This is a genomic window from Microbacterium sp. SLBN-154 (assembly GCF_006715565.1).
Lineage (GTDB): Bacteria > Actinomycetota > Actinomycetes > Actinomycetales > Microbacteriaceae > Microbacterium.
Map to the genome: position 1 here is coordinate 2862335 of NZ_VFNL01000001.1, position 25788 is coordinate 2888122.

Annotated in this window: 19 protein-coding genes, 1 tRNA gene and 1 other RNA gene; 9 read left to right on the forward strand and 12 right to left on the reverse strand. The window is 70.8% G+C overall.

The window, feature by feature from the left end; translation table 11 throughout:
- Positions 1 to 13 precede the first annotated feature (13 nt).
- On the forward strand, positions 14 to 616 hold the full coding sequence (locus tag FBY40_RS13855) for a TetR/AcrR family transcriptional regulator (protein ID WP_141939375.1): 603 nt from the start codon (positions 14 to 16) through the stop codon (positions 614 to 616).
- Here the strand turns inward: FBY40_RS13855 and FBY40_RS13860 are convergent.
- The gene (locus FBY40_RS13860; protein ID WP_141939376.1) at positions 595 to 1881 is read right to left on the reverse strand and encodes an aspartate kinase; all 1287 of its coding nucleotides are present in this window, start codon (positions 1879 to 1881) and stop codon (positions 595 to 597) included. The genes FBY40_RS13855 and FBY40_RS13860 overlap by 22 nt on opposite strands.
- Before the next feature lie 122 nt (positions 1882 to 2003).
- Between FBY40_RS13860 and FBY40_RS13865 the strand changes: the two genes are divergently transcribed.
- Positions 2004 to 2501, forward strand: a complete 498-nt coding sequence (locus FBY40_RS13865) for a hypothetical protein (RefSeq protein ID WP_141939377.1) — start codon at positions 2004 to 2006, stop codon at positions 2499 to 2501.
- Here FBY40_RS13865 and FBY40_RS13870 read toward each other — a convergent pair whose 3' ends face one another.
- The 8 genes from FBY40_RS13870 to ffs form a co-directional block, all read right to left on the reverse strand.
- Positions 2502 to 3455 carry a DMT family transporter gene (locus FBY40_RS13870; protein ID WP_235014899.1) on the reverse strand — a complete coding sequence of 318 codons (954 nt, stop codon included), beginning with the start codon at positions 3453 to 3455 and terminating at the stop codon, positions 2502 to 2504.
- Entirely contained in the window at positions 3452 to 4045 is a 594-nt protein-coding gene (gene recR / locus FBY40_RS13875) for a recombination mediator RecR (RefSeq protein ID WP_124293862.1), read from the reverse strand. Before recR ends, FBY40_RS13870 begins: the two co-directional genes overlap by 4 nt.
- Positions 4045 to 6258, reverse strand: a complete 2214-nt coding sequence (locus tag FBY40_RS13880) for a DNA polymerase III subunit gamma and tau (protein ID WP_141939378.1) — start codon at positions 6256 to 6258, stop codon at positions 4045 to 4047. The genes recR and FBY40_RS13880 overlap by 1 nt, the downstream gene beginning before the upstream one ends.
- 67 nt (positions 6259 to 6325) lie before the next feature.
- Positions 6326 to 8857: a glycoside hydrolase family 65 protein gene (locus tag FBY40_RS13885; protein WP_141939379.1), complete on the reverse strand. Its 2532-nt coding sequence runs from the start codon at positions 8855 to 8857 to the stop codon at positions 6326 to 6328.
- Positions 8854 to 9600 (reverse strand): HAD family hydrolase, encoded by a 747-nt coding sequence (locus FBY40_RS13890; RefSeq protein ID WP_141939380.1) that lies wholly within the window; start codon positions 9598 to 9600, stop codon positions 8854 to 8856. Before FBY40_RS13890 ends, FBY40_RS13885 begins: the two co-directional genes overlap by 4 nt.
- 118 nt (positions 9601 to 9718) lie before the next feature.
- Entirely contained in the window at positions 9719 to 10960 is a 1242-nt protein-coding gene (locus tag FBY40_RS13895) for an acetate/propionate family kinase (RefSeq protein ID WP_141939381.1), read from the reverse strand.
- Positions 10957 to 13113 (reverse strand): phosphate acetyltransferase, encoded by a 2157-nt coding sequence (gene pta / locus FBY40_RS13900; RefSeq protein ID WP_141939382.1) that lies wholly within the window; start codon positions 13111 to 13113, stop codon positions 10957 to 10959. The genes FBY40_RS13895 and pta overlap by 4 nt, the downstream gene beginning before the upstream one ends.
- 46 nt (positions 13114 to 13159) lie before the next feature.
- Positions 13160 to 13256: signal recognition particle sRNA small type (gene ffs / locus FBY40_RS13905), an RNA gene on the reverse strand.
- A 113-nt stretch (positions 13257 to 13369) separates the two neighbouring features.
- On the opposite strand from ffs, the gene FBY40_RS13910 reads away from it, so the two are divergent.
- From FBY40_RS13910 to FBY40_RS13920, 3 genes are read left to right on the forward strand one after another with little or no spacing between them, the layout of a single operon-like run.
- Complete coding sequence (locus FBY40_RS13910) at positions 13370 to 14401, forward strand: AAA family ATPase (protein WP_141939383.1); 1032 nt, start codon at positions 13370 to 13372, stop codon at positions 14399 to 14401.
- Positions 14402 to 14405: 4 nt separating this feature from the next.
- Positions 14406 to 15656, forward strand: coding sequence for a DUF58 domain-containing protein (locus FBY40_RS13915; protein ID WP_141939384.1), 1251 nt, complete (start codon positions 14406 to 14408; stop codon positions 15654 to 15656).
- The gene (locus tag FBY40_RS13920; RefSeq protein WP_235014901.1) at positions 15643 to 17967 is read left to right on the forward strand and encodes a transglutaminase family protein; all 2325 of its coding nucleotides are present in this window, start codon (positions 15643 to 15645) and stop codon (positions 17965 to 17967) included. Before FBY40_RS13915 ends, FBY40_RS13920 begins: the two co-directional genes overlap by 14 nt.
- Before the next feature lie 129 nt (positions 17968 to 18096).
- Here the strand turns inward: FBY40_RS13920 and FBY40_RS13925 are convergent, their stop codons facing one another.
- From FBY40_RS13925 to FBY40_RS13935, 3 genes are all read right to left on the reverse strand, one after another.
- On the reverse strand, positions 18097 to 19590 hold the full coding sequence (locus tag FBY40_RS13925; RefSeq protein WP_141939385.1) for a dicarboxylate/amino acid:cation symporter: 1494 nt from the start codon (positions 19588 to 19590) through the stop codon (positions 18097 to 18099).
- A gap of 225 nt (positions 19591 to 19815) precedes the next feature.
- A tRNA-Ser gene (locus FBY40_RS13930) sits at positions 19816 to 19904 on the reverse strand.
- 42 nt (positions 19905 to 19946) lie between these two features.
- Positions 19947 to 20444: a DUF427 domain-containing protein gene (locus tag FBY40_RS13935; RefSeq protein WP_141939386.1), complete on the reverse strand. Its 498-nt coding sequence runs from the start codon at positions 20442 to 20444 to the stop codon at positions 19947 to 19949.
- 104 nt (positions 20445 to 20548) lie between these two features.
- On the opposite strand from FBY40_RS13935, the gene FBY40_RS13940 reads away from it, so the two are divergent.
- From FBY40_RS13940 to FBY40_RS13955, 4 genes are all read left to right on the forward strand, one after another.
- The gene (locus FBY40_RS13940) at positions 20549 to 21184 is read left to right on the forward strand and encodes an LON peptidase substrate-binding domain-containing protein (protein WP_141939387.1); all 636 of its coding nucleotides are present in this window, start codon (positions 20549 to 20551) and stop codon (positions 21182 to 21184) included.
- Between the two features lie 26 nt (positions 21185 to 21210).
- Positions 21211 to 22254 carry an LLM class flavin-dependent oxidoreductase gene (locus tag FBY40_RS13945; protein ID WP_141939388.1) on the forward strand — a complete coding sequence of 348 codons (1044 nt, stop codon included), beginning with the start codon at positions 21211 to 21213 and terminating at the stop codon, positions 22252 to 22254.
- A 134-nt stretch (positions 22255 to 22388) separates the two neighbouring features.
- Positions 22389 to 22580 (forward strand): hypothetical protein, encoded by a 192-nt coding sequence (locus tag FBY40_RS13950; RefSeq protein ID WP_160141403.1) that lies wholly within the window; start codon positions 22389 to 22391, stop codon positions 22578 to 22580.
- Positions 22581 to 22686: 106 nt separating this feature from the next.
- Positions 22687 to 25650, forward strand: a complete 2964-nt coding sequence (locus FBY40_RS13955) for a helix-turn-helix transcriptional regulator (protein ID WP_141939390.1) — start codon at positions 22687 to 22689, stop codon at positions 25648 to 25650.
- The last annotated feature ends 138 nt before the right edge of the window (positions 25651 to 25788 follow it).

Consider the following 25788-nt stretch of genomic DNA (forward strand, 5'->3'; position numbering starts at 1 on the left):
CTAGGGTGAGGGCGTGGCCCGGAACGATGCACGGCGGCAGACACTCGCAGACGCGGGACTCTCCGTCATCGCGCACGAGGGGATGCGGGGTCTCACCCATCGGGCCGTCGACGCTCGGGCCGGGGTGCCCAGGGGCACGACCTCGAACTACTTCCGCAGCCGCGCCGCGCTCATCGCGGCGCTGGTCCACCGGATCGGGGAGCGACTGGCGCCGGACCCGACAGTGTACGCCCCGTGGCAGGATCGCGCTCCGACGCCCTCTCTGTTCGCCGACTACGCGCGTGACATCGTCCGCCGGCTGCTGGCCGACCGCGACGTCTCGCTCGCACTGTTCACCCTCCGCATCGAGGCCGCGCGCAATCCGGAGATCGCCGTACCACTGAGGGAATGGATCCGGACAGGCTTCGCCGCCGACGTCGCGTTCAACCGGAGTGCGGGCCTGCCCGGCGGCGACTTCGAGATCGCGCTGTTCCACTACGCGCTGGAGGGGCTGGTCCTGGACAGGCTCACCGTATCGATCGATCCGGAGATCTCGACCGACGCCGCTGTCGACGCCTTCGTGCGGGGGATCCTGGGCGATGACCCGCCCGCGGGTCAGCGCCCCGTGCCGGCGTAGACGACAGCCTCGGTCTCGCCGTCCAGACCGTAGGCGGTGTGGACGACGCGGGCAGCCTCGCCGAGGTTGTCACCCCGGACGACGACAGAGGTGCGGATCTCGGAGGTCGAGATCATCTCGATGTTGATCCGCGCGACACTCAGGGCCTCGAACAGCGTCGCCGCCACGCCCGAGTGCGTACGCATACCGGCACCGACGATCGAGAGCTTGCCGATCTGGTCATCGTGGACGAGGCTCTGGAACCCCACCTCCGACTGCTCGCCGGCGAGGGCCTTCAGTGCCGCCGTCGCGTCGGACTTCGGCAGAGTGAAGGAGATGTCGGTGAGGCCGGTCGCCGCCGCGGAGGCGTTCTGGACGATCATGTCGACGTTGGCGCCCGACTTGGCCACGATCTTGAAGATGTCCGCCGCCTTGCCGGGCACATCGGGAACACCGATGACGGTGATCTTGGCCTGGCTGAGGTCGGTGGCGACTCCGGCGACGATCGGCTCTTCCATGTTCTCTCCCTTTTCCCCGTCGGGAAGACTCTGGCCCGGACCGACGACCCACGTCCCGACGTCCGGGCTGAACGTCGAACGTGCGTGGATCAGCACACCGTGCCGCCGGGCGTACTCCACCGCGCGGATGTAGAGCACCTTCGCCCCGTTGGCCGCGAGCTCGAGCATCTCCTCGCTGGAGATGCTCCCCAGCTTCTGCGCCTTGGGTACGACCCGCGGGTCGGCGGTGAAGATCCCGTCCACGTCGCTGTAGATCTCGCACACATCAGCCTGGAGTGCAGCGGCCAAGGCCACGGCGGTCGTGTCCGACCCGCCGCGACCGAGCGTGGTGATGTCGCGGGTGTCGCGGTTGAATCCCTGGAACCCCGCGACGATCACGATCGCACCGTCGTCCAGCGCCTCTCGCAGGCGCACCGGCGTCACGTCGACGATGCGTGCCGCACCATGCGTGGCATCCGTGATCATGCCCGCCTGGCTGCCGGTGAACGATCGCGCCTCGAAGCCCATGGAGTGGATGGCCATCGCCAGCAGCGCCATCGAGATCCGCTCGCCGCTGGACAGAAGCATGTCGAGCTCGCGCGGAGCCGGCATCGGCGCGACCTTGCCCGCGAGCTCGAGGAGCTCATCGGTGGTGTCGCCCATCGCGCTGACGGCGACGACGACTTCGTGTCCGGCGCGCCGGGTGTCGACGATCCGCTTGGCGACCCGCTTGATGCTCTCGGCATCGGCGACCGACGAGCCACCGTATTTCTGGACGATCAACGCCACGTGCAAGACCCCCGCGTACGTCTGGCGCCATGGCGCCCGGCGACGGCGCGCGACGGGACGGCGCGCCGATGCACCATCTTACGGACGTTCGCATTCCCCGACTTCCATGTAGCCTGCCGACCATGACGGCGGACCTGGCGGCGTGGTCGGACTTCAACGTGGCGATCGTGGGTGCGGCGGCCGCACTTGCGGGCCTGGTGATCGTCGCCGCGAGTGTCAACATCCGAGAGGTCATCCAGGCGACGACCGTCACGGCCCGTCTGGGAGCCGGCATCGTCGCCCTCGTCGTCGCCCTCTCGACCGCGGCGGTCGGCCTGATCCCCGACCTCGGCGCCGTCGCGTACGGCGCGACCATCCTCGCCCTCACCCTGATCGCCGCCGTCTTCCAGGGTCATGCGGCGCGGGTCATCGTCCGCACTCCCCCACCCGGTGACGACACGCGGCCGGCGGTGGTGAAGGCCGTCGTCGGCTTCGTGCCGATCGCCGCGTACGCCGTGGCCGGGTTCGCGCTGCTCGTCGGTCACCCCGCCGGGCTGTATGCCGCCGCCGCCGCCGCGCTCCTGACGATCGCCTCCGCGCTGCTGGTGTCGTGGATCGCGTTGGTCGAGGTGCTGCGCTGATCAGCCCGGAGCGACCGGTGGCGGATCGACCGTGGCGCGACGCGGCCGGATGGTGCCGCCCGTCGCCGCGAGCCAGCACCCGAGGATGACCAGCGGGAAGCCGAGGAGCAGTCCCACGGTGAGGGGTTCGGAGAGAACGATCACGCCGAGAAGGATGGCGACCACGGGATTGACGTAGGTGAACAGCGGGGCACGCGCGGGGCCGACCTCGCGGATCAGGGCGAAGAAGGCGATGAAAGCCAGCGCTGTGCACAGCACCGCGAGGAGGCCGAGCGCCCAGAGGCTCCGCGCACTCGGCGGGGCCGGCTGCACGACCAGCGCCACGGGGAGGTAACACAGTCCGACCACCAGCAGCGACACGGTGATGGTGCCGAGCGGGGGAACGTCGCGGAGCTTGTGGGCCACGATGAAGGGCGCGGTGGCGTAGAGCACGGCTACCAGCAGCACCTCGCCGACGGCGACGAGGCCGGCGGCGACGTCACCTTCGGAGATGGCGGGTCCGGCGACGATCACGCCGACGCCGACGAATCCGATCACGAGGCCGAGGACACGGGAGGGGCCGAGGGCGGCGCGGTCACCGCCGACGACGGCGATGATCGCTGCGAACAGCGGCACCGTGGCCACGAGGAGTCCGGTCAGACCTGACGACAGCGTCAACTCGGCGTGGCTGAGGAGGAAGAACGGTCCCGCCATCTCGACCGCTCCGAAGGCCAGCACCCACCCGATCTTGGCGAACGCGGGGCGCAGCGCCTTCGCGCGCAGCGCGAAAGGCAGCAGCAGCAGCGCGGCGGCGAGCGTGCGGCCTGCGACGACGCCCGCCGGGGAGATCGTCTCGACGGCCTCCTTGATGAAGAGATACGGCATGCCCCAGAGCACCGACATGACCGCGAAGAGGATCCAGCCGCGCGTGCTGAACCGACCTCCGGCCGGAGGGGCGACGACGGGTGCGGTCACATCGAGCGCCGGCCTTCGAAGGCGCGCCCGAGGGTCACCTCGTCGGCGTACTCGAGATCGCCTCCGACAGGCAGCCCCGAGGCCAACCGGGTGACGGTGATCTGCAGTGTGTGGAGCAGTCGGCTGAGGTACGTCGCCGTCGCCTCGCCCTCGAGGTTGGGATTCGTGGCGAGGATGACCTCCTGCACGGTGCCGTCGGCGAGGCGCTGCATGAGCGACGCGATCCGCAGGTCGTCGGGTCCGATTCCCGCGATCGGGCTGATGGCGCCGCCGAGCACGTGGTAGAGCCCGCGGAACTCCCGAGTCCGTTCGATCGCGGCGACGTCTTTGGCGTCCTCGACCACGCAGATGAGGGTGGCGTTGCGACGCGGGTCGCGGCAGATCGCGCAGCGCTCCTGCTCGGAGACGTTGCCGCAGATCTCGCAGAAGCGCACCTTCTCCCGCACGTCGGCGAGCAGGTGCGCCAGCCGTGAGACGTCGAAGTTCGGGGTCTGCAGGATGTGGAACACGATCCGCTGCGCCGATTTCGGTCCGATGCCCGGAAGACGGCCGAATTCGTCGATCAGGTCCTGGACGATGCCGTCGTACATCAGCCGAACCTCGTCGGTGCCTGGTGCGGCTCCTCGCGGACGAATCGTGCACCCAGCACCTGGCGGACGACCGCCTCACCGTACCGCTGCATGCCCCCGGAGGATCGCGCGGGCGGCACGATCGGCGGAGCGATGACCGGCGGCACCGGGGCGTCGACGGCTGTCGGCGCCACCTCCGCGTCTGAATCGTCGTCCGGCTCGGACGACGACACGACTTCGGAGGCCGGGAGCACCTGACCCTCGCGTCGTGGGCCCTCGGATGCCGCCCGAACGCGGGCGACCTCGATCGAGGCGTCTTCCGGATCGTCGTCGACGGCCAGCGCCGGCATCGCTCGAGCATCGGGGGCGCCGGCGTCGCCCGGAATCGGGGCCACAGCCCACTCCGTGACCGACGCCACGGCGCCGGTCGCCGATCCGCCCGGCGCGGACGCGACCGAGCGATCGGTCGCGCCGCGCAGCGGCGCGCCCTGCGGAGGCCGCGCCGCGGCTGCCGGGCGTGCTCCCCCTCCCCGACCGGGCCCGTCGGAGGGGCCGGGGTCGTCGTGGGGATCCGGTGGCGGCGGAGGCCCATCCTCACCGCCGATGTCTCGCGGACCTTCGTCACGGGGCGCGTCGCCGGCACCCGCGTCATGGCGGGCGAGGTACTTCACCCGTATGCCCAGGACACCCTGGATCGCGGTACGCAGGTCTTCGCTCGGCCCCGCGCCGGCGGTCCGCTGCTTGAACTTCACCAGATCGGCCTGACTCTGGAACGACAGCGTGAGCACGTCGTCCTGCAGGCCGGCGACGCGTGCGGTCGTGGCGACCAGCCACGACGAACGGCTCAGGTCTTCGAGCCGCGCCAGCACCTCCGGCCAGGCGTTGCGCATGAGATCCAGTGTCACGGGGCCGGCCGGCGGTGTGGCGATCGGCTGCACCGGTGTCGGCGCGGCGGCTGCGGGCGCTTCGGTCGAATCGTCGGCGGGCGCCGAGGACTCCGCGACGGAGGACGCCGCCGTCGTCGCGGCCCCCGGGCTCGGCGGCGTCGCCACCGGGGCGGAGGATGTCGCATGCGGCGCCGGCGCGGCCACGACATGCGCGGCCGGAGATGCTCCGACACTTCCCACCGTCGATCCCGTGTGCGTCAGCACGCGCGCGATCATCAGCTCGAGCTGCAGCCGCGGCGACGTCGCTCCGGTCATGTCGTCCAGAGCGCCGATGACGATGTCGGCGGTGCGTGAGAGCCGCTCGACGCCGAAGGCATCGGCCTGTCGCATCATCTGGGCCAGGTCCTCCTCCGACGTGCCGCGCAGGACCGCGGCCGCCCCCTGTCCGGCGGCGCCGACGATGATGAGGTCTCGCAGCCGCTCGAGCAGGTCGTCGACGAAACGTCGCGGGTCCTGCCCGGTCTGCACGACGCGATCGACCGCCGCGAACGCGGCGGCGGCATCGGCGGCGGCGAAGGCGTCGACGACCTCGTTCAGCAGCTCGCCGTGGGTGTAGCCGAGCAGGGCGACGGCGCGCTCGTATCGCACGACCGGACCGTCGGACCCGGCGATCAGCTGGTCGAGCAGCGACAGGGTGTCGCGAGGCGACCCGCCGCCGGCACGCACGACGAGCGGGAGCACGCCCGTCTCGACCGTCACGCCCTCGCTCTCGCAGAGCGTCTGGACGTACTCCAGCATGGCGGCGGGCGGCACCAGCCGGAACGGGTAATGATGCGTCCGCGACCGGATCGTGCCGATGACCTTCTCGGGCTCGGTGGTGGCGAAGATGAACTTCACGTGCTCGGGCGGTTCTTCGACCAGCTTCAGCAGGGCGTTGAAGCCCTGCGGGGTGACCATGTGCGCCTCGTCGAGGATGAAGATCTTGAAGCGGTCGCGCGCGGGGGCGAACACGGCGCGTTCCCGAAGATCTCGCGCATCGTCCACGCCGTTGTGGGAGGCCGCGTCGATCTCGACCACATCGAGCGAGCCGCCACCGCCCCGACCCAGCTCGACGCAGCTCTCACAGGTGCCGCAGGGAGTGTCGGTGGGGCCCTCGGCGCAGTTCAGGCAGCGGGCGAGGATGCGCGCCGACGTCGTCTTCCCGCAGCCGCGAGGGCCCGAGAACAGGTAGGCGTGGCCGACCCGATCGCTGCGCAGCGCCGTCATGAGCGGCTCGGTGACCTGCGACTGCCCGATCATCTCGCCGAACGCCTCGGGACGGTAGCGGCGGTACAGGGCGGTGGTCACCCGAACAGCCTACGGCGTGCCTCCGACATCCGTTCTGCCGTCTCCTCCCACCCCGCAGCGATCGGGATCACCGTTCCGTCGCGGGCTCCGGCTCGCCAGCCGCTGCGGGGACCGGGGAGGTGATGATCGGGATGGAGGCGGTCACCGTCGGCACCGACGCCGACAGGGTCGTGCCGTCCTCGAGTCGCACGTCGGCGAACTGCGTCAGCGACGGCCGACCGGGGATCACCGGTCCCTGGTCCTCCAGAGGCACGGTGACCTCCTCCCCGGGCGCGACCACGGAGGGCGTCCCGCGCACGCTGAAGATCAGGGGCACCTCCCCCTCGATCCGCACGCGCATCTCGTCGGCGCGGATCGCCACGTGCACCGGAGTGTCGCGCCACCGGAGCGGGAACGACAGCTCCTCCCATCCGGCGGGCAGACGGGGGTCGAACGAGAGTTCTCCGGCATGGTCGCGCATACCGCCGAAGCCGCTGACGAGCGCCGTCCACACCCCACCCGCCGAGGCGACGTGCACGCCGTCCGCCGCGTTGTGGTGGAGGTCGGCGAGGTCGACGAAGATCGCCTGCCGGAAGTAGTCCAGCGCCAGCTCCTGGTAGCCCACCTCGGCGGCGAGGATCGTCTGCACCACCGCCGACAGAGTGGAGTCCCCCGTCGTCAGCGGGTCGTAGTACTCGAAGTCGGCGAGCTTGTCCTCGTCGGAGAAATGCTCCCCCTGCAGGAAGAGGGCGAGGACGACGTCGGCCTGCTTGAGCACCTGGTAGCGGTAGATGACCAGCGGGTGGAAATGGAGCAGGAGCGGACGCTTGTCGGGTGGCGTCGCCTCGAGATCCCACACCTCGCGCTCAAGGAAGATCTCGTCCTGCGGGTGGATGCCGAGCGCGGTGCTGAAGGGGATGTGCATGGCCTCGGCCGCGCGCTCCCAATGCTCCGGCTCGGCCGGATCCAGCGACAGCCGCTCCGCCGTCGCGCGATAGGCATCGGGATCGCCCTCGGCCATGTCGCGGAGCGTCCGGGCGGCGAAGCGCAGATTGAAGCGCGCCATGACGTTGGTGAAGAGATTGTCGTTGACGACGGTGGTGTACTCGTCGGGCCCGGTGACACCGTGGATGTGGAACGACTCGATCGCGTCGCCGTTGGACGTGCGCCAGAACCCCAGCGTGGTCCACAGGCGCGCGGTCTCGACGGCGATGTCCACCCCCTCGCGATAGAGGAAGTCGGTGTCGCCGGTCGCCCGGACGTACTTCGCCAGCGCGAAGCAGACGTCGGCGTTGATGTGGTACTGCGCGGTACCGGCGGCGTAGTACGCAGACGCCTCTTCGCCGTTGATGGTGCGCCAGGGGAAGAGCGCGCCGGCCTCGTTGAGCTGGTAGGCGCGCCGGCGTGCGGCGGGCAGCATGAGATAGCGCATCCGCAGCGCGTTGCGGGCCCACAGCGGGGTCGTGTAGGCCAGGAACGGCAGGACGTACACCTCGGTGTCCCAGAAGTAGTGGCCGCTGTAGCCCGACCCCGTGACCCCCTTGGCCGGCACGCCCTGCTGGTCGGCCCGCGCGGCGGCCTGCGCCAGCTCGTACAGGCACCAGCGGGTGGCCTGCTGGATCTCGGGCTGACCCTCGATCCGGATGTCGCTGCGCGCCCAGAACGCGTCCAGCCACGCCCGCTGGCGGTCGAACTGATGCGCGACGCCCTCGGCCAGGGCACGGTCGATGGTGCGGCGGCAGCGATCGACCAGTTCCCGTGCGGGCACGCCGCGCGAGGTGTGGTAGCTGACGAGCTTCGTCACCCGGATGGGGACCCCCGCCCGCGCCTGCACGCGGAAGACGTTCTTGGCGATGTCGGGCTCGACGATGCCCCGTGCCGAGTAGTGGTTCTCGGTCTCCACGACGTGGTCGGCCACGACGGCCAGCGTCATCCCCGAGTCGGTCACCTGGTACGCCAGGGCCGAGCGATCGCGATCCTGCCAGTACTCCTTGGGCTGGAGCACCCGCTCGTGGATCTTGTCGCTGCGCCGGGGGTCGAATCCGGCTTTCCTGGCCGGCGCCGGAGACCCGCCGTAGACGTCCTCACCGTCCTGCCGGTTGATCAGCTGGCAGTTGATGGTCACCGGCGCGTCGGCGTTCAGCACGGTGACGTCGAGGCGGAGGACCACCAGGTGCTTCTCCTCGAACGAGACCATGCGCTCGTCCTCGATCAGCACCTCCTTGCCGGAGGGGGTCACCCAGAGCACACGGCGGCGCAGCACGCCGCTCTCCATGTCGAGCTCGCGGTGATACTCGCGCACATCCGCGACGTCGAGCGAGAGCGGTTCGTCGTCGACGTAGACCCGCATGATCTTGGCATCCGGCGCGTTGACGATGATCTGGCCGACCTCGGCGAAGCCGTAGGCCTGCTCGGCGTGGTGGATCGGAAAGGTCTCGTGGAACCCGTTGATGAACGTGCCGTGTTCGTGCGCGTGCCGCCCCTCGGGGGTGTTCCCCCGGAGTCCGACGTAGCCGTTGCCGACCGAGAACAGCGTCTCGGTGACGCCCTGATCCTCCAGCGAGAACCGCTTCTCGATCAGCCGCCACGGATCGACGGGGAACCGGTCGCGGTCCATCATGCCGGGATCTCCTTCTCGACGAACTCGGCGAGGTCGCTCACTACGACGCGGGCACCGGCGTCGCGAAGCGTGTCGGCGCCTGCTCCCCGGTCGACGCCGACCACGAGCCCGTAACCGGCGGCCACCGCCGACTGCACGCCGCTCAGGGCATCTTCGACGGCCGCACTGCGCGCGGGGTCGACGCCCAGCATCCGAGCCGCCTCGGCGAAGACGTCGGGCGCGGGCTTGGAAGCCAGATGGTCGCGCTCGGCGATGACGCCGTCCATCACGACCGAGAAGCGGTCGCGGATGCCGGCGACGGCGAGCACCTCCTCGGCGTTTTTCGAGCTCGACACCACCGCGATGGGCACCTCCGCGGCGATGAGGACGTCCAGAAGGGCGACCGATCCCGGGTAGGGAGCGATGCCCTCGCTTCGGAGCACGCGCGCGAAGACGTCGTTCTTGCGATTGCCGATACCGCAGACCGTGTCGGCGGTGGAGGCGTCGGAGGGGTCTCCCCAGGGAACCTCGACGTCCCGGCTGCGCAGCAGGGACGCCACGCCGTCATACCTCTTCTTGCCGTCGAGGCGGGCGAAGTAATCGGCGTCGCTGTAGGGCGGGGTGACGTCCCACGCGGCGAAGAGCTCCTCGAACATCGTCCGCCACGCGTGCATGTGCACCTCGGCGGTCGGGGTGAGGACGCCGTCGAGATCGAACAGCACGCCGTCGTAGGTGGTGAGGTCGGGAAGGGCGGGGGCGGTCACGGGTTCTCCATACGCGAGCGAGGCTCCTGCCGGGGGGTGGGGCACGGAGCAGCGAGAGGGACGGATAAAGCGTAGTGGCCCGCGATCGAGGCGGGTGAACGCCGGGGTTTCGAGCGCGTTACGGGGCCGGGGCGCGTCCCGCGACGGTCAGGGTCTGCCGAGCGATCTCGAGTTCTTCGTCCGTCGGAACGACGAGCACGGCGACCGCCGAATCCTCGGCGGAGATGACCCGGATGCCGCGCTCGCGCGCGTCGTTGCGCGCAGGATCGACCCGGACGCCGGCGAACCCGAGGGTCGCCAGCGCCGCAGCGCGCACACGGGGGGCGTTCTCACCGACGCCGGCGGTGAAGGAGATGACGTCGACCCCGCCGAGCTGCGCGAGATACGCCCCCGCGTATGCCCGGAGCCGGTGCACATACACCTCGAACGCGAGGGCGGCCGCGGCGTCGCCGCGATCGATCCCGGCCTGGATGTCCCGCATATCCGACACCCCGGCGAGCCCCAGCAGTCCGCTCCGCTTGTTCAGCAGCGCATCGAGCTCGTCGATGGAGAGACCGGCACGACGGGAGAGCTGGAACAGCACCGCCGGATCGACGTCGCCCGAGCGGGTGCCCATCACGAGCCCCTCGAGCGGTGTGAGCCCCATCGAGGTCTCGACGGACCGACCGCCGTCGATCGCGGTGACCGACGCCCCGTTTCCGAGGTGGAAGACGATCTGACGGAGCTCGGTCGTCGGTCGGCCGAGGAAGGCGGCGGCCGCTTCGCTGACGAACTTGTGACTCGTGCCGTGGAAGCCGTAGCGCCGGATGCGATGGGTGGCGGCGAGTTCGGCGTCGATCGCGTAGGTGTAGGCGGCGGGCGGGAGGGTCTGGTGGAACGCGGTGTCGAAGACGGCCACGTGGGGGACGTCCGGGAAGGCCCTCCTCGCCGCGACGATTCCGGCGAGGTTCGCCGGGTTGTGCAGCGGAGCGAGGACGGACAGCTCGTCGATGTTGATCTCCACGAGCGGTGTCACCAGGGTGGGTTCGAAGAACCGAGCGCCACCGTGGACGACCCGGTGCCCGACCGCGACCGGGGCGGTGTCGGTCAGCGACGGACCGTTGTCGGCGAACGCCTCCAGCATGACCGCGAACCCGGCCGTGTGGTCGGGGATCGGGAGCTCGCGCTCGTAGGTCGCGTCGACCATCGTGGTCGCGGGGCCCGTGGTCGAGGCCTGATGGACCGTGTGGGTCGCGCGCCCCGGGCCCGCCTGACCGATGCGTTCGACCAGTCCCGAAGCCAGCAGGGTCTCCCCCGTCATGTCGATGAGCTGGTACTTGAACGACGACGATCCGCTGTTGACGACGAGGACGGGGTTCACTGTCCGTCCTCCCCCTGCGCCTGGATCGCCGTGATCGCGATGGTGTTGACGATGTCGTCTACCAGCGCGCCCCGCGAGAGGTCGTTGATGGGCTTGTTCAGCCCCTGCAGCACGGGGCCGATCGCGACTGCTCCGGCCGAGCGCTGCACCGCCTTGTAGGTGTTGTTCCCGGTGTTCAAGTCGGGGAAGACGAACACCGTCGCCCGCCCCGCGACAGCCGAACCGGGGGCCTTGGCGGCCGCGACCGCGGCGTCGGCGGCGGCGTCGTACTGGATCGGGCCCTCGACGGGGAGCTCGGGTGCCCGCTCGCGGACGATCGCCGTCGCGGCCCGGACCTTCTCGACGTCGGCTCCCGAGCCGGACTCGCCGGTCGAGTACGACAGCATCGCCACGCGCGGCTCGATGCCGAACTGCTCGGCGGTCGCCGCTGAGGAGATGGCGATGTCGGCGAGCTGCTCCGCCGTGGGATCAGGGATCACGGCGCAGTCGCCGTACACCAGCACGCGGTCGGCCAGCGCCATGAGGAAGACGCTGGAGACGACAGAGACGCCGGGTTTGGTCTTGATGATCTCGAACGCCGGGCGGATGGTGTGGGCGGTCGTGTGCGCCGCGCCCGACACCATCCCGTCCGCCAGTCCCAGATGGACCATGAGTGTTCCGAAGTAGGACACGTCGGTCACGGTGTCGGCCGCCTGGGAGTAGGTGACCCCCTTGTGGGCGCGCAGCCGCTCGTACTCCCGCGCGAACCGGTCGACGTGCACGGCGTCGAAGGGCGAGATGACCTGGGCGTCGCGGATGTCGATCCCGAGCTCGATCGCCCGGTTCCGCACCTCGATCTCCTCGCCGAGGATCGTCAGGTCGGCGATGCCACGCGCCAGCACTGTGGCGGCGGCACGGAGGATGCGGTCGTCGTCGCCCTCGGGCAGGACGATCCGGCGGCGCTCCGCGCGTGCGCGCTCGAGCAGGCGGTACTCGAACATCAGCGGAGTGACGACGGTGGGCCGGGCGAGCCCCAGCGCGGTGACGAGGGTCTCGGTGTCGACGTGCCGCTCGAACATCGACAGGGCGGTGTCGTATCGGCGCTGCGAGTCGGCGGCGAGCCGACCCCGCGTCCCCATGATCCTCACCGCCGTGTCGTAGGTCCCGAGGTCGGTGGCGATGATCGGCAGCGACGAGTCGAGGCCGTCGATGAGGGTGTCGACCGGCTCGGGCAGCGGGAAGGGTCCGTTGAGGATGACCGCGGCGATGCTCGGGAAGGTGCCCGACGAGTTCGCCAGCAGGGTCGCGAGCAGCACCTCGGTGCGATCGGCGGGGATCACCACGATCGCCGACTCGGTCAGGCGCGGCAGCACGTTCACCATGGACATGCCGGCGATGACCACGCCGAGCACCTCGCGGGTCAACAGGTCGGCATCACCCTTGATGAGGCGACCATCGACGGCGCGGGCCACATCGCGGACGGACGGGGCGACCAGCAGACGGTCTTCGGGAAGCGCCCACACGGGCACCGGTCGCGCGCCGCCCGCAGCGGGTCCACCCGCCCCCCGCGCCGCGGAGACGACGCTCGAGATCGCGGCGACGACGTCGTCGAGGCGATCGGGGTCGGCGCGGTTGGCGACCACGGCGAACAGCTCGGCGCGCTCGTGGGCGAGCTCGGCGAGCGCGAGCGCGGTGATCTGGCCCATCTCGGCGGGTGTCCGGGCGATCGTGGTGCCCAGCTGCTCGCCCTGGCCGTGCTGGGCGCGACCGCCGAGCACCAGGAGCACCGGAGCTCCGAGATTCACCGCGATGCGGGCGTTGTAGGTGAGCTCCGCCGGGCTGCCGACGTCGGTGTAGTCGCTGCCGAGCACAACCACGGCGTCGCACGCCGCCGCGACGGCGTGATAGCGCTCCACGATGGTGGCCAGCGCCTGCTCGGGATCGCGACGCACATCGTCGTAGGTGACACCGATGCAGTCCTCGTACGGCAGGTCGACGCCGTCGTGGTCGAGGAGCATCTCCAGGACGTAGTCCGGTTCGGTCGTGGAGCGGGCGATCGTGCGGAACACCCCCACGCGCGAAGCGGCGTGACTGAGAGCGTCGAGCACACCGAGCGCGATCGTCGACTTGCCCGAGTGACCCTCGGCCGAGGTGATGTAGATGCTCTGCGCCACCTGTCCAGCCTATGGGCGGGGCCCTCACCGGGCACGTTCCCGGAAAAAGTAAGACTCTCCGCGAACCCGGCAGAGCCTGGTTACCCTTGCTACGTTTCCGTCCTGGGGGAGTTGGCCTGGATGCCGCCTCGCGGAGAGCTGGCACCAGTCTACCCCGGGAGAGGTCGGGGGATTCCCAGGCCCTCCTCTCCCGACGGCGGTTACGATCGCATAACGAGCGCCGACGCTCGGCCCGCGCGCCGTCCGAGAGGACCACATGGATCACCCCGTCACGACCGAGCAGGTCGCGTCCGCCCGCCCCGCCCTGCCCGATCGACCGGCGTCGGCCGAGGAGTTCGCGCGGCTGACGGAGTCCATCGTGGCCTCGGTGGAGCGGGTGATCGACGGCAAGCCCGACGCGGTGCGGAGCGCCCTGGTGTGCCTCCTCGCCGAAGGCCACCTCCTCATCGAGGACGTCCCGGGCGTGGGGAAGACCATGCTCGCCCGAGCGCTGGCCGCGAGTGTGGATGCCACGGTGCGTCGCATCCAGTTCACTCCCGACCTGTTGCCGGGCGATGTCACCGGGGTGAGCGTGTTCAATCCCGTTGCGCGCGAGTTCGAGTTCAAGCACGGCGCGGTGTTCGCCAACATCGTCATCGCCGACGAGATCAACCGCTCCTCCCCCAAGACGCAGTCCGCCCTCCTCGAGGCCATGGAGGAGGGGCAGGTCACCGTCGACGGGGCGACCCACCTCCTTCCCGACCCGTTCCTCGTCGTGGCGACGCAGAACCCGCTGGAGATGGAGGGGACCTATGCCCTCCCCGAGGCCCAGCGCGACCGCTTCATGATGCGCATCTCGATGGGCTATCCCGATGCCCGCTCCGAGGCGCTGATGCTGCGTCAGCGCGAGACCGTCAATCCGCTCGACGCCATCCGCCCCGTCGCCTCCGCCTCCCAGATCGCCGGCCTCATCGCCTGGGCCCGCGCCGTGCACGTCGCACCGGCGATCGAGGACTACGCCGTCGCCCTCGCGGCGGCCACCCGCACCCACGCCGACCTGCGTCTGGGCGCGAGCCCGCGCGCCACGCTGCAGCTGGTGCGGGCGGCGAAGGTCTGGGCCGCCCTCGACGGCCGCGGCTTCGTCATCCCCGACGACATCACCGCGCTCCTCATCCCCGTCTTCGCCCACCGGCTCATCCCCACCCGATCCGCCGGCGGCGGCCGGGCGAAGTCGATGACCGATGTCATCACGTCGGTGCTCGAGCAGATCGCCGCGAGCGTGCGGGTGCCGATCGCCGCACGGCAGTGATCCGATGCTCCGACGACTCTGGCCCCTGACGCTGCGCGGAACCGGCGCGGCGCTGCTGGCGCTGGTCTGCTTCGTCGTCGCGAGCGAGGTCGGGATCCCCGAGCTCATGTACTTCGGGATGCTGCTGGTCGCCGTCCTCGTCGCCGCAGTGGCCTCGCTCTACCTCACCCGCCACGCCGATTCGGTCACGCGATCCCTGGCGCCGGATACCGTCGGGGTGGGTCGCGCCTCGCTCGTCCGGGTACGCGTCGGCGTCCGGACCGCGCTGCCGACGCCCCCCGGAACCTGGACCGATACGCTGCCCGCCGGGCTGGAGGGCGTGGCGGCGGGGGTCTTCCCTGCGCTCGGTTCGGGTCTGCGGGGCTCGGATCGCACGGTGAACCTCGCGTACACCGTGACGGGGGTGCGCCGCGGCATCCATCACCTCGGTCCTCTGCGGGTCCACTCCGCCGACCCCTTCGCCCTCGCGCGCCGCAGCACCCTCTACGGAGAGCGCACCCGTGTCACCGTCGCACCCGCCGTGATCGACCTGCCGCCCCTCACGGGTCTGGCCGGTGAGGCCGGGGGAACGCTCCAGACGCAGAACAACCAGCCCGGTCAGGGCGCGGACAACCTCATCGCCCGGCCTTACGCGCCCGGTGATTCGATGCGGCGCATCCACTGGCGGGCGACGGCCCATCGCGACGAGCTGATGGTGCGTCAGGAGGAGCAGGAAGCGACCCCGGAGGCGACCGTCGTCCTCGACCGGGGAGTCCTGCGATGGTCGACCGAGGCCCTTCACGAGCCGGGAGCCGACGACGCCTTCGAGACGGCGGTCTCTGCGTGCGTCTCGGTGGTGTCGCGGCTGGTGCGCGACGGATACGGCGTGAGCGTTCTCGACAGCGACGGCACCGCCCTCACCGAACGCATCGACGGCGGAGACACCGCGGCAGTGGAAGACCTCGTCACCCAGTTCGCCACCGTCACGGCGCGACGCGACGACCACCTGCCGCGCCTGGCCCGTCAGTTCGCGGGTGTCATGACCGGGCCGGTGATCGTCCTGACCGGACGCCTGGACCCTGCCGACGTCGACGCGCTCGCGCCGATCGTGCACCACTCGACCTTCGCCGTGCTGCTCGCGGCCTCGCCGCGCAGCGGCGCGCTGGACCGCGCGGGCGACATCGGCTGGCACGCGGTCCACCTCGACCCCGACGGCGATCTGGTGCAGGAGTGGGCCGCTGCGGGCGAACGGGGGGTGAGCCGTGCCCTCCGCTGAGCCGTCATCGCGCCGGGGTGCGGATCTGCTCCTCACGGCCGGCGTCTTCGCCGCCCTGATCGCGGCGCTCCTCCCTCTCATGCGGGTGGTGCGCCCCACGGGATGGCTCCTCGGCACCCTGGTGATCGTGGCCGTGGTGCTCGCGACCGGATATGTCGCGCGACGCTTCCGGCTGCCTGCGCTCGCGGTGTCGCTGATCGAGGTGGTCGTGTGGGTGGCTTTCGTCACCGTAGTATTCCTCCGCGACAGCGCCTTCCTCCTGGTGATTCCGACCGTGGAGACGTTCCGTGAGCTCCCCGAGATCCTCACCGCCGCCGGGGAGGAAATCGCGCTCGGGGTCGCGCCGCTGACTCCCAGCGCCCCGCTCTCGATGCTGATCGTCGGGGCGACGGGGCTCCTCGCCGTGGTCATCGACCACGTGGTCCTCACGGCACGGATGCCGCTGCTGGCGGGCGTCGGATTGATCGCGGTCTCCCTCATCCCCGCGATCGCCGTGCCGGCGGAGATCGACGTGGTCGCCTTCGTGCTGCTGGCCGCAGCCATCCTCTTCCTCATCCGCACCGACACCCGGACGCGTGAGGAGGCGGGGAGCGCGGAGGCGACCCGTGCGACCACGTCGTCGGCGGCCGCGTCGTCGACGTCCGGGGTGTCGGCATCCGGGGTGTCGGCCACCGCGATCGGCATCGGGGCCATCGCCGTCGTCGTCGCGCTCGTGGCCACCCCCCTCCTCCCACAGCCCGCGATCCGGCCGGGGGCGGGAGATCTCGGCCCCGGTCCCGGCATCGACGCCACCCTGCAGCTGGGCGACGACCTGCGGCGACCGCGCGAGGTCGAGGTGCTGCAGATGCGCAGCGACGCGCCCACCCCGCCATACCTCCGGGCGACGACCCTCACCGAGTTCACCGGCGCGGTGTGGGAGCCCGACAGCGGGCGTTCCTACCCCCTCGACAGCGCCGAGGCGCTCGCCTCCCTCCCGGTCGATCCCGAGATCCAGGTCGCCGAGTACTCGACGACCGTGGAGATCCGCAACCTCAATTCCTCGTGGCTGCCGGTGTCCTACCCGGCAACCGGCATCGAGGGTCTCGACGGGGTATGGGGAGCCTTCCCCTACAATCGCACCGTCGAAGCCCGGCAGGGCGGGACGCAGGGTCAGGACTACGAGGTGGTCTCCAGCGTCCCTCGCCCGACGCTCGAGCAGATCCGCGCCCGGTCGGCCGGGGGCGAGGGCGTCCGCGCCGACACCCTGGGGCTGCCCGTCGATCTGCCTCCCATCGTCGGCGAGCTCGCCGCCGAGGTGACAGCCGGGGCGGCGTCCGATTACGACGCGCTCCTGGCGCTGCAGAGCTGGTTCCGCGGAGCCGACTTCCGCTATTCGCTCGAGGCGCCCGTCGAGGAGGGCTTCGACGGCAGCGGCGCCGAAGCGGTCGCCCGGTTCCTCGAGGTGCGAGAGGGCTATTGCGTGCACTACGCCTCGGCGTTCGCGCTGATGGCGCGGACCCTCGGCATGCCGAGCCGCATCGTCGTGGGATACCTGCCGGGAACGTCGACCGGCGACGCCGTGGACTTCCAGACGGTGTACTCGGTGATGTCGGGACAGCTGCACGCGTGGCCGGAGATCTACTTCGAGGGCGTCGGGTGGATCCCCTTCGAACCGACCAACGGCCTCGGTCAGCCGACCCGCTTCTCCCCCGAGGCCTCGGCCCCCGGCGAGACCGCCGACGGCACGGACGCCGCCCCCGAAGCATCCGCCCCCGCCGACGTACCCGACGCTGTCGACCCCGACACCGGCGAGCCGCTGACCCCGGATGCCGGTACCGCGGCCCCCGACGACGGCGTCGACGCTCTCCCGGCGGTGACGGTGGTCCTCGCGGTCCTGGTGGTGCTCGCGATCCCGCTCCTCGTCCGGGATCTGCGGCGCAGGCAGCAGCTGTCTGCCGCTCGGGCAGGCGATGCCGCCGCCGCGTGGGCGGTCGTGCAGGACACCGCGATCGACCTCGGGATCCCCTCGCCGATCAGCGAGAGCCCGCGGGCGCTGGGCGCCCGGCTCATAACCGAAGCCGGCGCCCCGGCCGACGCGATGGGTGTTCTCATCCGGGCGATCGAGCGCGCCAGCTATGCGCCCGGCGGGCGCCACGGATTCGGTCAGGGCGAGGCGACGGCGGCCGCGGCGCGGGAGGTGCGGGCGGAACTGCTGGCCGCGGCCCAGCCCGCACGACGCCTTCTCGCGCTGGTCGTGCCGCGCTCGCTCATCATCCGTCCCGGGTCGCTCTACGCCGGCGCCGGCCGCGGCGCCTCCCGCCCAGCCGGCTGACCGACCGCCGTCCCGCGCCTCCCCCGCTCAGCTCGTCCAGGCGAGAGTGCATCTGGGCGCCGAGGGTGCGGGGTCCACCCGCATTCTCGGCCCGCAGATGCACTCTCGCCGGTGGGAGGTAGGCGGTGCTCAGCGGGAGGTGCGCTGCAGCTGCGCGTCCGCCGAGGGGCCCTCGAACTCGTCGGCCGACGGCCGCTCCGCGGCATCCGTCCGGGCGTCTCCGGCGACGAAGCCATCATCGGCGGAGTCGTCGTCGAACGGCACATCGCCGCGGAGGGCGTCGTACAGTCCGGCGTCGAGGATCCCCTCGTGCTTGGCGACGATCGTCGGCACGAGCGCCTGACCGGCGACATTGACCGCGGTGCGCCCCATGTCGAGGATCGGGTCGATCGCGAGGAGGAGCCCAACGCCCTCCAGCGGCAGGCCGAGCGTCGACAGCGTCAGCGTCAGCATCACGGTCGCCCCGGTCGTGCCGGCCGTCGCGGCCGAGCCGACGACCGAGACCAGAGCGATGAGCACGTACTGCCAGATCGACAGGTCGATGCCGAAGAACTGGGCCACGAAGATCGCCGCGATCGCGGGGTAGATCGCCGCGCAGCCGTCCATCTTCGTCGTCGCCCCGAACGGCACCGCGAAGGAGGCGTACTGACGCGGAACGCCGAGGTTGCGCTCGGTCACCCGCTGGGTCAGCGGCAGCGTGCCGATGGACGACCGGCTGACGAACGCCAGCTGGACGGCGGGCCAGACGCCGGAGAAGTACTGCCGGATCGACAGGCCGTGGGTGCGCAGGAGCGTCGGGTAGACCACGAAGAGCACGAGCGCGAGACCCGCGTAGACGGCGAGCGCGAACCACGCCAGGGTGGTCAGCTTCTCCCAGCCGTACTCCACGACCGCCGAGGCGATGAGGCCGAGGGTGCCGAGCGGCGCGATGCGGATGATCCACCACAGCACACGCTGGATCACCTTCAGCGTCGACTCGGTGAAGGCCAGGAAGGGCTCGGCGCGACGGCCGAGCTTGAGTGCGGCGATCCCGACCGCGGCCGCGACGACGATCACCTGGAGCACGTTGAACCCGACAGACGACGAGGCGGCGCCCGTCTCGGCATCCACCGACATCGAGACGGTGAGGCCGAGGAAGTTCTGCGGCACGAGGCCGACCAGGAAGTTCCACCACGTACCGACCGTCGTGGGCTCGGCGGCGGTGAGCTCGGTCTGGTCGACGCGAGCCCCCGGCTGGACGGTGACGCCGAGCACGATCCCGATCGACACGGCGATGAGGGCGGTGATGGCGAACCACAGCAGGGTCTGCCCGGCGAGACGGGCCGCGTTGGTCACGCGCCGCAGCTGGGCGATGCTCGCGACGATCGCGAAGAAGATGAGCGGGATCACGGCGGTCTTGAGCAGCGTGACGTAGGAGTCGCCGATCGTGTTCACCGTGGCGGCGAGCGCGTTCGGGGCGCCGTCGGCGAGGGGGCCGATCCGGCGGGCCACGAGACCGAGGACGACCCCGAGCACGAGGGCGACGGTGATCTGGAACCCGAACGAGGTCAGGATGCGACGGGCGCGGGTCTTCTCGTGCGTGGGCCGGGAGGGCGCCGGGGCAGCGCTCGGGGCGGAACTCATATCTCTCCTGTGGGGGCGTCGGTCATCCGGGGGTGGGGACGGCCTGGTCGAGGCTACGGCGAGCCGGGGGGTTCACGCGGTCGTGTGACCCCGGATGACAACGACGCACACCCCCGCGATCATTCCCCTCTCGTCGCTCTCCTCCCGCGGGCAGGGGGTGGGTGGGGGGAAGGGGGACGCGGGGAAAGGGAGAGGCCCTCATCCCGGAGGATGAGGGCCTCGACGCGGAAGCGACAGGATTTGAACCTGCGAGGCGAGTTACCCCGCCTACATGGATTCCAGCCATGCTCCTTAGGCCGCTCGGACACGCTTCCGTCGCCGACTTTATCACGCGGCCCGGTACCGCCCCGGCGCCGTCACCAGCCCATCGAGCCCGCGACACCCTTGAACGGCCCCGCGACGCGCGACGTGATCCACCCGCCGTAGAAGCGTCCGGGTTGAGGGGTGACGGCCTCGCCGTCGACCGTGCAGCGGTCCATCGCCTGTGCATAGATCGCAACCCGATCGGCCAGCAGTTCGTACGCGGCGCTCGGTCGCGGGTAGTTCCATGCCGCGGCCGGACGGTGCTCCTCGCCGCCGTGGACGTCGAGGTAGCGCGCCGCGCCTTTGAACTCGCAGAACGACGACCCGACGCCGTCGGTGAGCGCCCCGTCGACGAACGCAGCGATCGGCAGGTAGTACACCGGCGGATGGCTGGTCTCGAGGACGCGGACGACGTCGCCGGTGTCGACGATCCGTTCGCCTCCGAGGGTGATCGTGACGCGGGCGTCCACCTTCTCCAGCCGCGGCGGCCGCGGGTAGTCCCACACCGATTCCTGCCCCGGTGCGGTGGGGTCGGGTGACGGATGACGCATGGTTTCAGGCTACGCCCCGCCGACCCCATGGGCTCCGGATGCGAGGCAGCGGAGAACCGGCGGGAAATCGCCCTCGCCGGGTCATCCGCTGGTTGACTGAGGTGATGACGCAGGTGGCGATGTTCCCCCTCGGCAGTGTGCTCTTCCCGCACGCGCCCCTGGCGCTGCGGATCTTCGAGCCGCGTTATCTCACCATGCTCGGGCGCCTGCTCGACGAGGAGGATCCGCAGTTCGGAGTGGTGCTCATCGAGCGCGGTCCCGAGGCGGGTGGCGGCGATCAGCGCAGCTCGTTCGGCACCATGGCGCGACTCGCGCAGGTGCAGGTCGGCAAGGATGACATCTTCGTCCTGGCCGTCGGCGACCAGCGCGTGCGGGTCGACACCTGGCTCGACGACGACCCGCACCCACTCGCCGAGGTCACGACCCTCGAGGCGTTGACGTGGGACGACGCGCTGACACCGTTGCGGACGGAGGCGGAGAGCATCGTGCGGCGCGTACTGGGGAAGGCCGACACGGCGGGCCTGGCCTCGTACGATCCGAACATCGAGCTGTCGGAAGACCCTGTCGAGTCGACGTGGCAGCTCGCCGCGATCGCACCGCTCGGCGAGCTCGACCGGTTCACCCTCCTGCAGGCCACAACCTTGGGCGGCCTGCTGCGCCAGATCATCGACATGACCCTCGACATCGAACCCGTCATCGGCGGCGGGGACGAGACATCCGGTCCATTCGCGGGAATGTGAATCGACGCGATCGGGTTGAGGTCGGCATGAAGCGTTTCGGCACCCTCTCCTTCGGTCACTACGGTCCGCTCGGCGGAGGTCGGCAGCTCACCGCGGGCGAGTCGATGCTGCAGGCCATCGATCTCGCGCAGGGGATGGACGACCTCGGTGTGAACGGCATCTCCTTCCGCGTGCACCACTTCGCCCGACAGCAGTCCTCCCCCATGCCGCTTCTCGCCGCGATCGCCGCGCGGACCCGGCACATCGAGATGGGCACCGGCGTCATCGACATGCGCTACGAGAATCCCCTGTATCTCGCCGAGGAGGCTGCGTCGGTCGACCTGATCAGCGGCGGTCGCCTCGCCCTCGGGGTCAGCCGGGGTTCACCCGAGACCGTCGTGCGCGGCTACGAGGCGTTCGGGTACACCGGCGCGAAGGACCCGCGGGGTGCCGATCTCGCGCGCGAGCACTTCTCGACCTTCCTGCACGCGATCGAGGGCCACGGCATCGCCGAACGCGACCCGTCCAGCCCGTTCGGCGGCGGCACGGGATTGCAGCGGATCGAGCCGTACTCCCCCGGTCTGCGCTCGCGGATCTGGTGGGGCGCGGGCAACCGCGAGACCGCCGAGTGGGCCGGCCGCATGGGAGTGAACCTCATGTCGTCGACGCTCCTCACCGAGGACCGCGGTCTGCCGTTCGACGTGCTCCAGGCCGAGCAGATCGACGCCTTCCGCGCCGCGTGGCGCGAAGCAGGACATGCCGGCGAGCCGCGGGTGTCGGTGAGCCGCTCGATCTTCCCGATCACCACGGACGAGGACGAGATGTACTTCGGCGGCCGCCAGGACGGCGACGGGGTGGGATACATCGACGGCTTCCGCTCGACCTTCGGCAAGACCTACGCGGCCGCACCGGACCTGCTGGTGGAGCAGCTGCGGGCGGACGCCGCGGTCATGAGCGCAGACACGCTCATGCTCACGATCCCGAGCCAGCTCGGTGTCGCGTTCAACCTTCGCCTGGTGGAGTCCTTCGCCCGCCACGTGGCACCGCACCTGGGGTGGGTTCCCTCCACGCAGACCCTCGTGGCGAGCTGAGCCTCAACGCCGCCTCCTTACCTCGGGGCTCCCTCTCCCGGTCGGGAAATAGGGCGATCGCCCGATCCGCCATACCCCCCTCAGGGAGGAACGTCGACTCCAGAACGAACGACAGGAGAACGACGATGGACGCGATGACCTACGCCGCGAGCCGGATCGCGGCGCAGCGTGCGGAGATGCTGGCCTCGGAGGTGCGACTGCGGCAGGCCCAGGCCCGACGGCTCGAGACGGCGGACCCGGATGCCGCGGCTCGCAGCTCGAGTGAAGCGACCCGAAGCGATGGGGCGACCGCCGACTGCTTCGGATTGGCGGGCCCCGCGGCATGACGGGGGTGCGCGCCGACGGGCACGGCGAGGGGGGTCGCGCCGGTTCGCCGAGAGGATTCCTGTCGCAGCTGTCGCAGCTGTCGGGGGGCGGTGCCACGATATGACCATGCCCGCGCTCGCCTCGAGTCCCCGCATGGTCGGTCGTGGCACCGAGTTGGGCGCGTTGCTCGAGGCTCTCGACGACGCCCGTCGTGGAACGCCCCGTTCGGTCATCGTGCGCGGCGAGGCGGGCATCGGGAAGACCCGACTGGTGCAGGAGTTCCTGAGCGAAGCGACTCGGAGGCGGGACGCGCAGCTGCCGGTCGTGGTCGCCGTCGGTCAGTGCGTCGACCTCGGCCCGATCGGCGCTCCGTTCGGCCCGGTGCGTCGCGTGCTGCGTGACCTCCACGCCGCGGTGGGCACCGAGGCGCTCCGTGAGGCGGCCGGCTCACCGGCGGCTGTGGCGACCCTCGCGGCATTCGTCCCGGGGGTCGTGACCGAGACGCCCTCAGGGGATGTTCCGACCGGCGATTTCGCCGAGGCGATCGAGGTCGTGCTGGAGAATCTGTCGACGACACGGCATCTCGTGATCGTCATCGAGGACCTGCAGTGGGCCGACGCCGCGACACTCGCCCTGCTGAAGACGCTCGCGAGCACCTTGCGCGGCCGCCACCTCACCATCGTCGCGACGTATCGGTCCGACGACATCGATCGTTTCCATCCGCTGCGTCCGATCCTCGCCGAATTGGACCGTACGCGCGCGATCATCCGTGTCGAAGTGGCTCCGTTGAGCGCGGCCGAGGTCGCCGAACAGGTGGCGCTCCTGGCGACAGCCGACCTCGGCGAGGCCGAACTGGAAGCCCTGGTCGAGCGCAGCGGCGGAATCCCCTTCCTCGTCGAGGAACTCGTCGACCTCGGCAGCGCGGAACTGCCGGACACCCTGCGCGAGATCGTCCTCGCGCGCTACTCCCGGCTGGATGACACCGCGCAAGAGATCGTCCGGGTCCTGGCCGCCGGCGGGATGCACACCGGGCATGTCTTTCTCACTGCGGTCAGCGGGCACGACGATCGCGCGATCGATCAGGCCGTCCGCGACGCGATCGCGGCCCGCGTCATCGCCGCGGACGGCGCCGGCTACACCTTCCGTCACGCCTTGACCCAGGAGGCGGTCCACGACGAGATGCTGCCCAGCGAGCGCGTGCGGGTGCACCGTCGGTACGCCGAGTACCTCGCCGCCGATCGCACCGACTCGCCGGACGCGGTGTCTGCGATCGCCGAGCACTGGTTGATCGCGCGGGAACTGGCGCCGGCTTTCGACGCCACCGTTCGCGCGCTGGAGCAGTCTCGCGCCACATTCGCACCCGCGACGTCGGTCAAGCTCGCGGAGAGGCTGACCGAGCTGTGGTGGCAGGTTCCCGACGCCGCGACGCGGTCGGGGACGACGCTGCCCGAGCTGCACCTGAGTGCCGCGCAGGCCTGGCACGACCTCGGCGATCCCGACCGCGCCCTCCGCGCCGCGCTCGAGGGCCTCGCCACCGACCCGCAGGATCCGATGGTGCGGGCGGCGCTCATTCGACAGAAGGTCGTCCAGGAGTTCAACACCGACCGCCATCCGGACCACGAAGAACTCCTCGAGGCCATCGCCCTGCTGGAGGGAATCGACACCGACGCAGCGCGCGTGCTGCAGTCGCGCATCTTGTCGAATCTGGCGCTGAGCTACCCGGACGGCCGGGCAGAGGAGTATCTGCGGACGGCGGTCCAGCTGGCCGAAGGCGCCGGGGACGACGTCGCGCTCGCCATCGCCCTCGTCAACGAGTCATGGCGGTACTCCGACGCAGCGGGTGATGAGATCGCCGCTCTCGCCCCGCTCGAACGTGCACGGGAGCTGCGGGTGAATCCCGCGGTGCGCGCGTACGTCGGAGCGGCCTACGTCGACCTTCTGGCACGGCTGGGACGCTACGACGACGCCGCGCTCGTCGGAGAGGCGCACTTCGCCGACGCGGTGCGCGGCGGAATCGAGCGCGGCTCAGGCGGATCGATCGCCGTGCAGATCGCGCACGCGCACTTCTGCGCGGGGCGACCCGACGAGGCGAGGCGCTACGCCGCGCGGGCCAGGCGACTTCTCGACCGGCCGTCTCGGGCGTCGGTCATCCGCATGCTGGCCGCGCACTACGCATGGAACGATCAGCCGGGTGAGCACGACACCCTGCTCGCCGCCGAGCACGCCACGATCGAAGAGGCCCGGCGGTCACACCCGGACAAGCACGAGATGTGGGAGCCGGAGACCGTCGACGCGGTGCTGATGTCGTCGTCCGGCCTGCGGGTCGCGACCGACCCTGACGACAGCTCGGCGTGGACCCGGCGGATCGATCGGCTGCACTGCAACATCGCGAAGGGGGGCGCATCTGCGGCTCGGCGTTTCACGACTCTCACCGCGGCCCTGATGCTGCGCGCGGTGTCGCCGATGCATGGCGGCGGCGAGGGGCCCGTGGAGGTGACCGGACTGCGAACCGCGATCGTGGACGCCACCCGGGCGTGGCCGCGGACGGGCGTGACCCCCATGATCGTCGACGCCATCGACGCCACGCTCGCCGATGCCGATCGCCGCAGCCCCGATGAGCGCGTCCGCCTCTGGCGCGCCGTCGTCGATGAGGCGAAGACAGGGGTCTTACCGGTTCGTCATCGACAGATCGCCCACGTGAGCCTTGCCGCCGCCCTGATCGACGGAGGCGACCGCGACGCGGCGGCGCGCGTGCTGGATGCCGTGATCACGGACGCCCCGCGGCTCGGTGTGGCTCGGGCCGCCTTCTGGGCGGAGGACCTCGCCGAACGCGCAGGCCTTCGCCGCCGGGCGGACGAGTCGTCTCGAGCGGCGGACGCCGGGTCGCCCGGCCTGACCCCCCGGGAACGTCAGGTGCTGGCCCTGGTCGCCGAGGGGCTCACCAATGCACAGATCGGCGCGCGGCTGTACATCAGCCCGAAGACCGCCTCCGTCCACGTGTCGGCGATACTCGCGAAAGTGGGCGCGTCCAACCGTGCCGAGGCGGCGGCGCTCTTCATCGCGAGCACCGACGCCGGTCGCAGCCTCTGACAGGCGCCGCGTCGACGGGGCCCCTCACGTCTTCGCAGCTCGGTGTCGAAAGTGCGTCCGCGCGCCGAACGGGGGGTCCCTCCGCGTCCTCGGCCCCGAGATGCACCCTCGCGGAAGGGGCGCGGGTCGTAGGCTGGC

Coding starts and splice junctions, on each gene's coding strand:
- FBY40_RS13865 (WP_141939377.1), top strand. CDS start 2,004: ATGACGGCGGACCTGGCGGCGTGGTCGGACTTCAACGTGGCGATCGTG.
- recR (WP_124293862.1), bottom strand. CDS start 4,045: ATGTACGACGGCATCGTCCAGGACCTGATCGACGAATTCGGCCGTCTT.
- FBY40_RS13885 (WP_141939379.1), bottom strand. CDS start 8,857: ATGATGGACCGCGACCGGTTCCCCGTCGATCCGTGGCGGCTGATCGAG.
- FBY40_RS13910 (WP_141939383.1), top strand. CDS start 13,370: ATGGATCACCCCGTCACGACCGAGCAGGTCGCGTCCGCCCGCCCCGCC.
- FBY40_RS13915 (WP_141939384.1), top strand. CDS start 14,406: ATGCTCCGACGACTCTGGCCCCTGACGCTGCGCGGAACCGGCGCGGCG.
- FBY40_RS13925 (WP_141939385.1), bottom strand. CDS start 19,590: ATGAGTTCCGCCCCGAGCGCTGCCCCGGCGCCCTCCCGGCCCACGCAC.
- FBY40_RS13935 (WP_141939386.1), bottom strand. CDS start 20,444: ATGCGTCATCCGTCACCCGACCCCACCGCACCGGGGCAGGAATCGGTG.
- FBY40_RS13940 (WP_141939387.1), top strand. CDS start 20,549: ATGACGCAGGTGGCGATGTTCCCCCTCGGCAGTGTGCTCTTCCCGCAC.
- FBY40_RS13945 (WP_141939388.1), top strand. CDS start 21,211: ATGAAGCGTTTCGGCACCCTCTCCTTCGGTCACTACGGTCCGCTCGGC.
- FBY40_RS13950 (WP_160141403.1), top strand. CDS start 22,389: ATGACCTACGCCGCGAGCCGGATCGCGGCGCAGCGTGCGGAGATGCTG.
- FBY40_RS13955 (WP_141939390.1), top strand. CDS start 22,687: ATGCCCGCGCTCGCCTCGAGTCCCCGCATGGTCGGTCGTGGCACCGAG.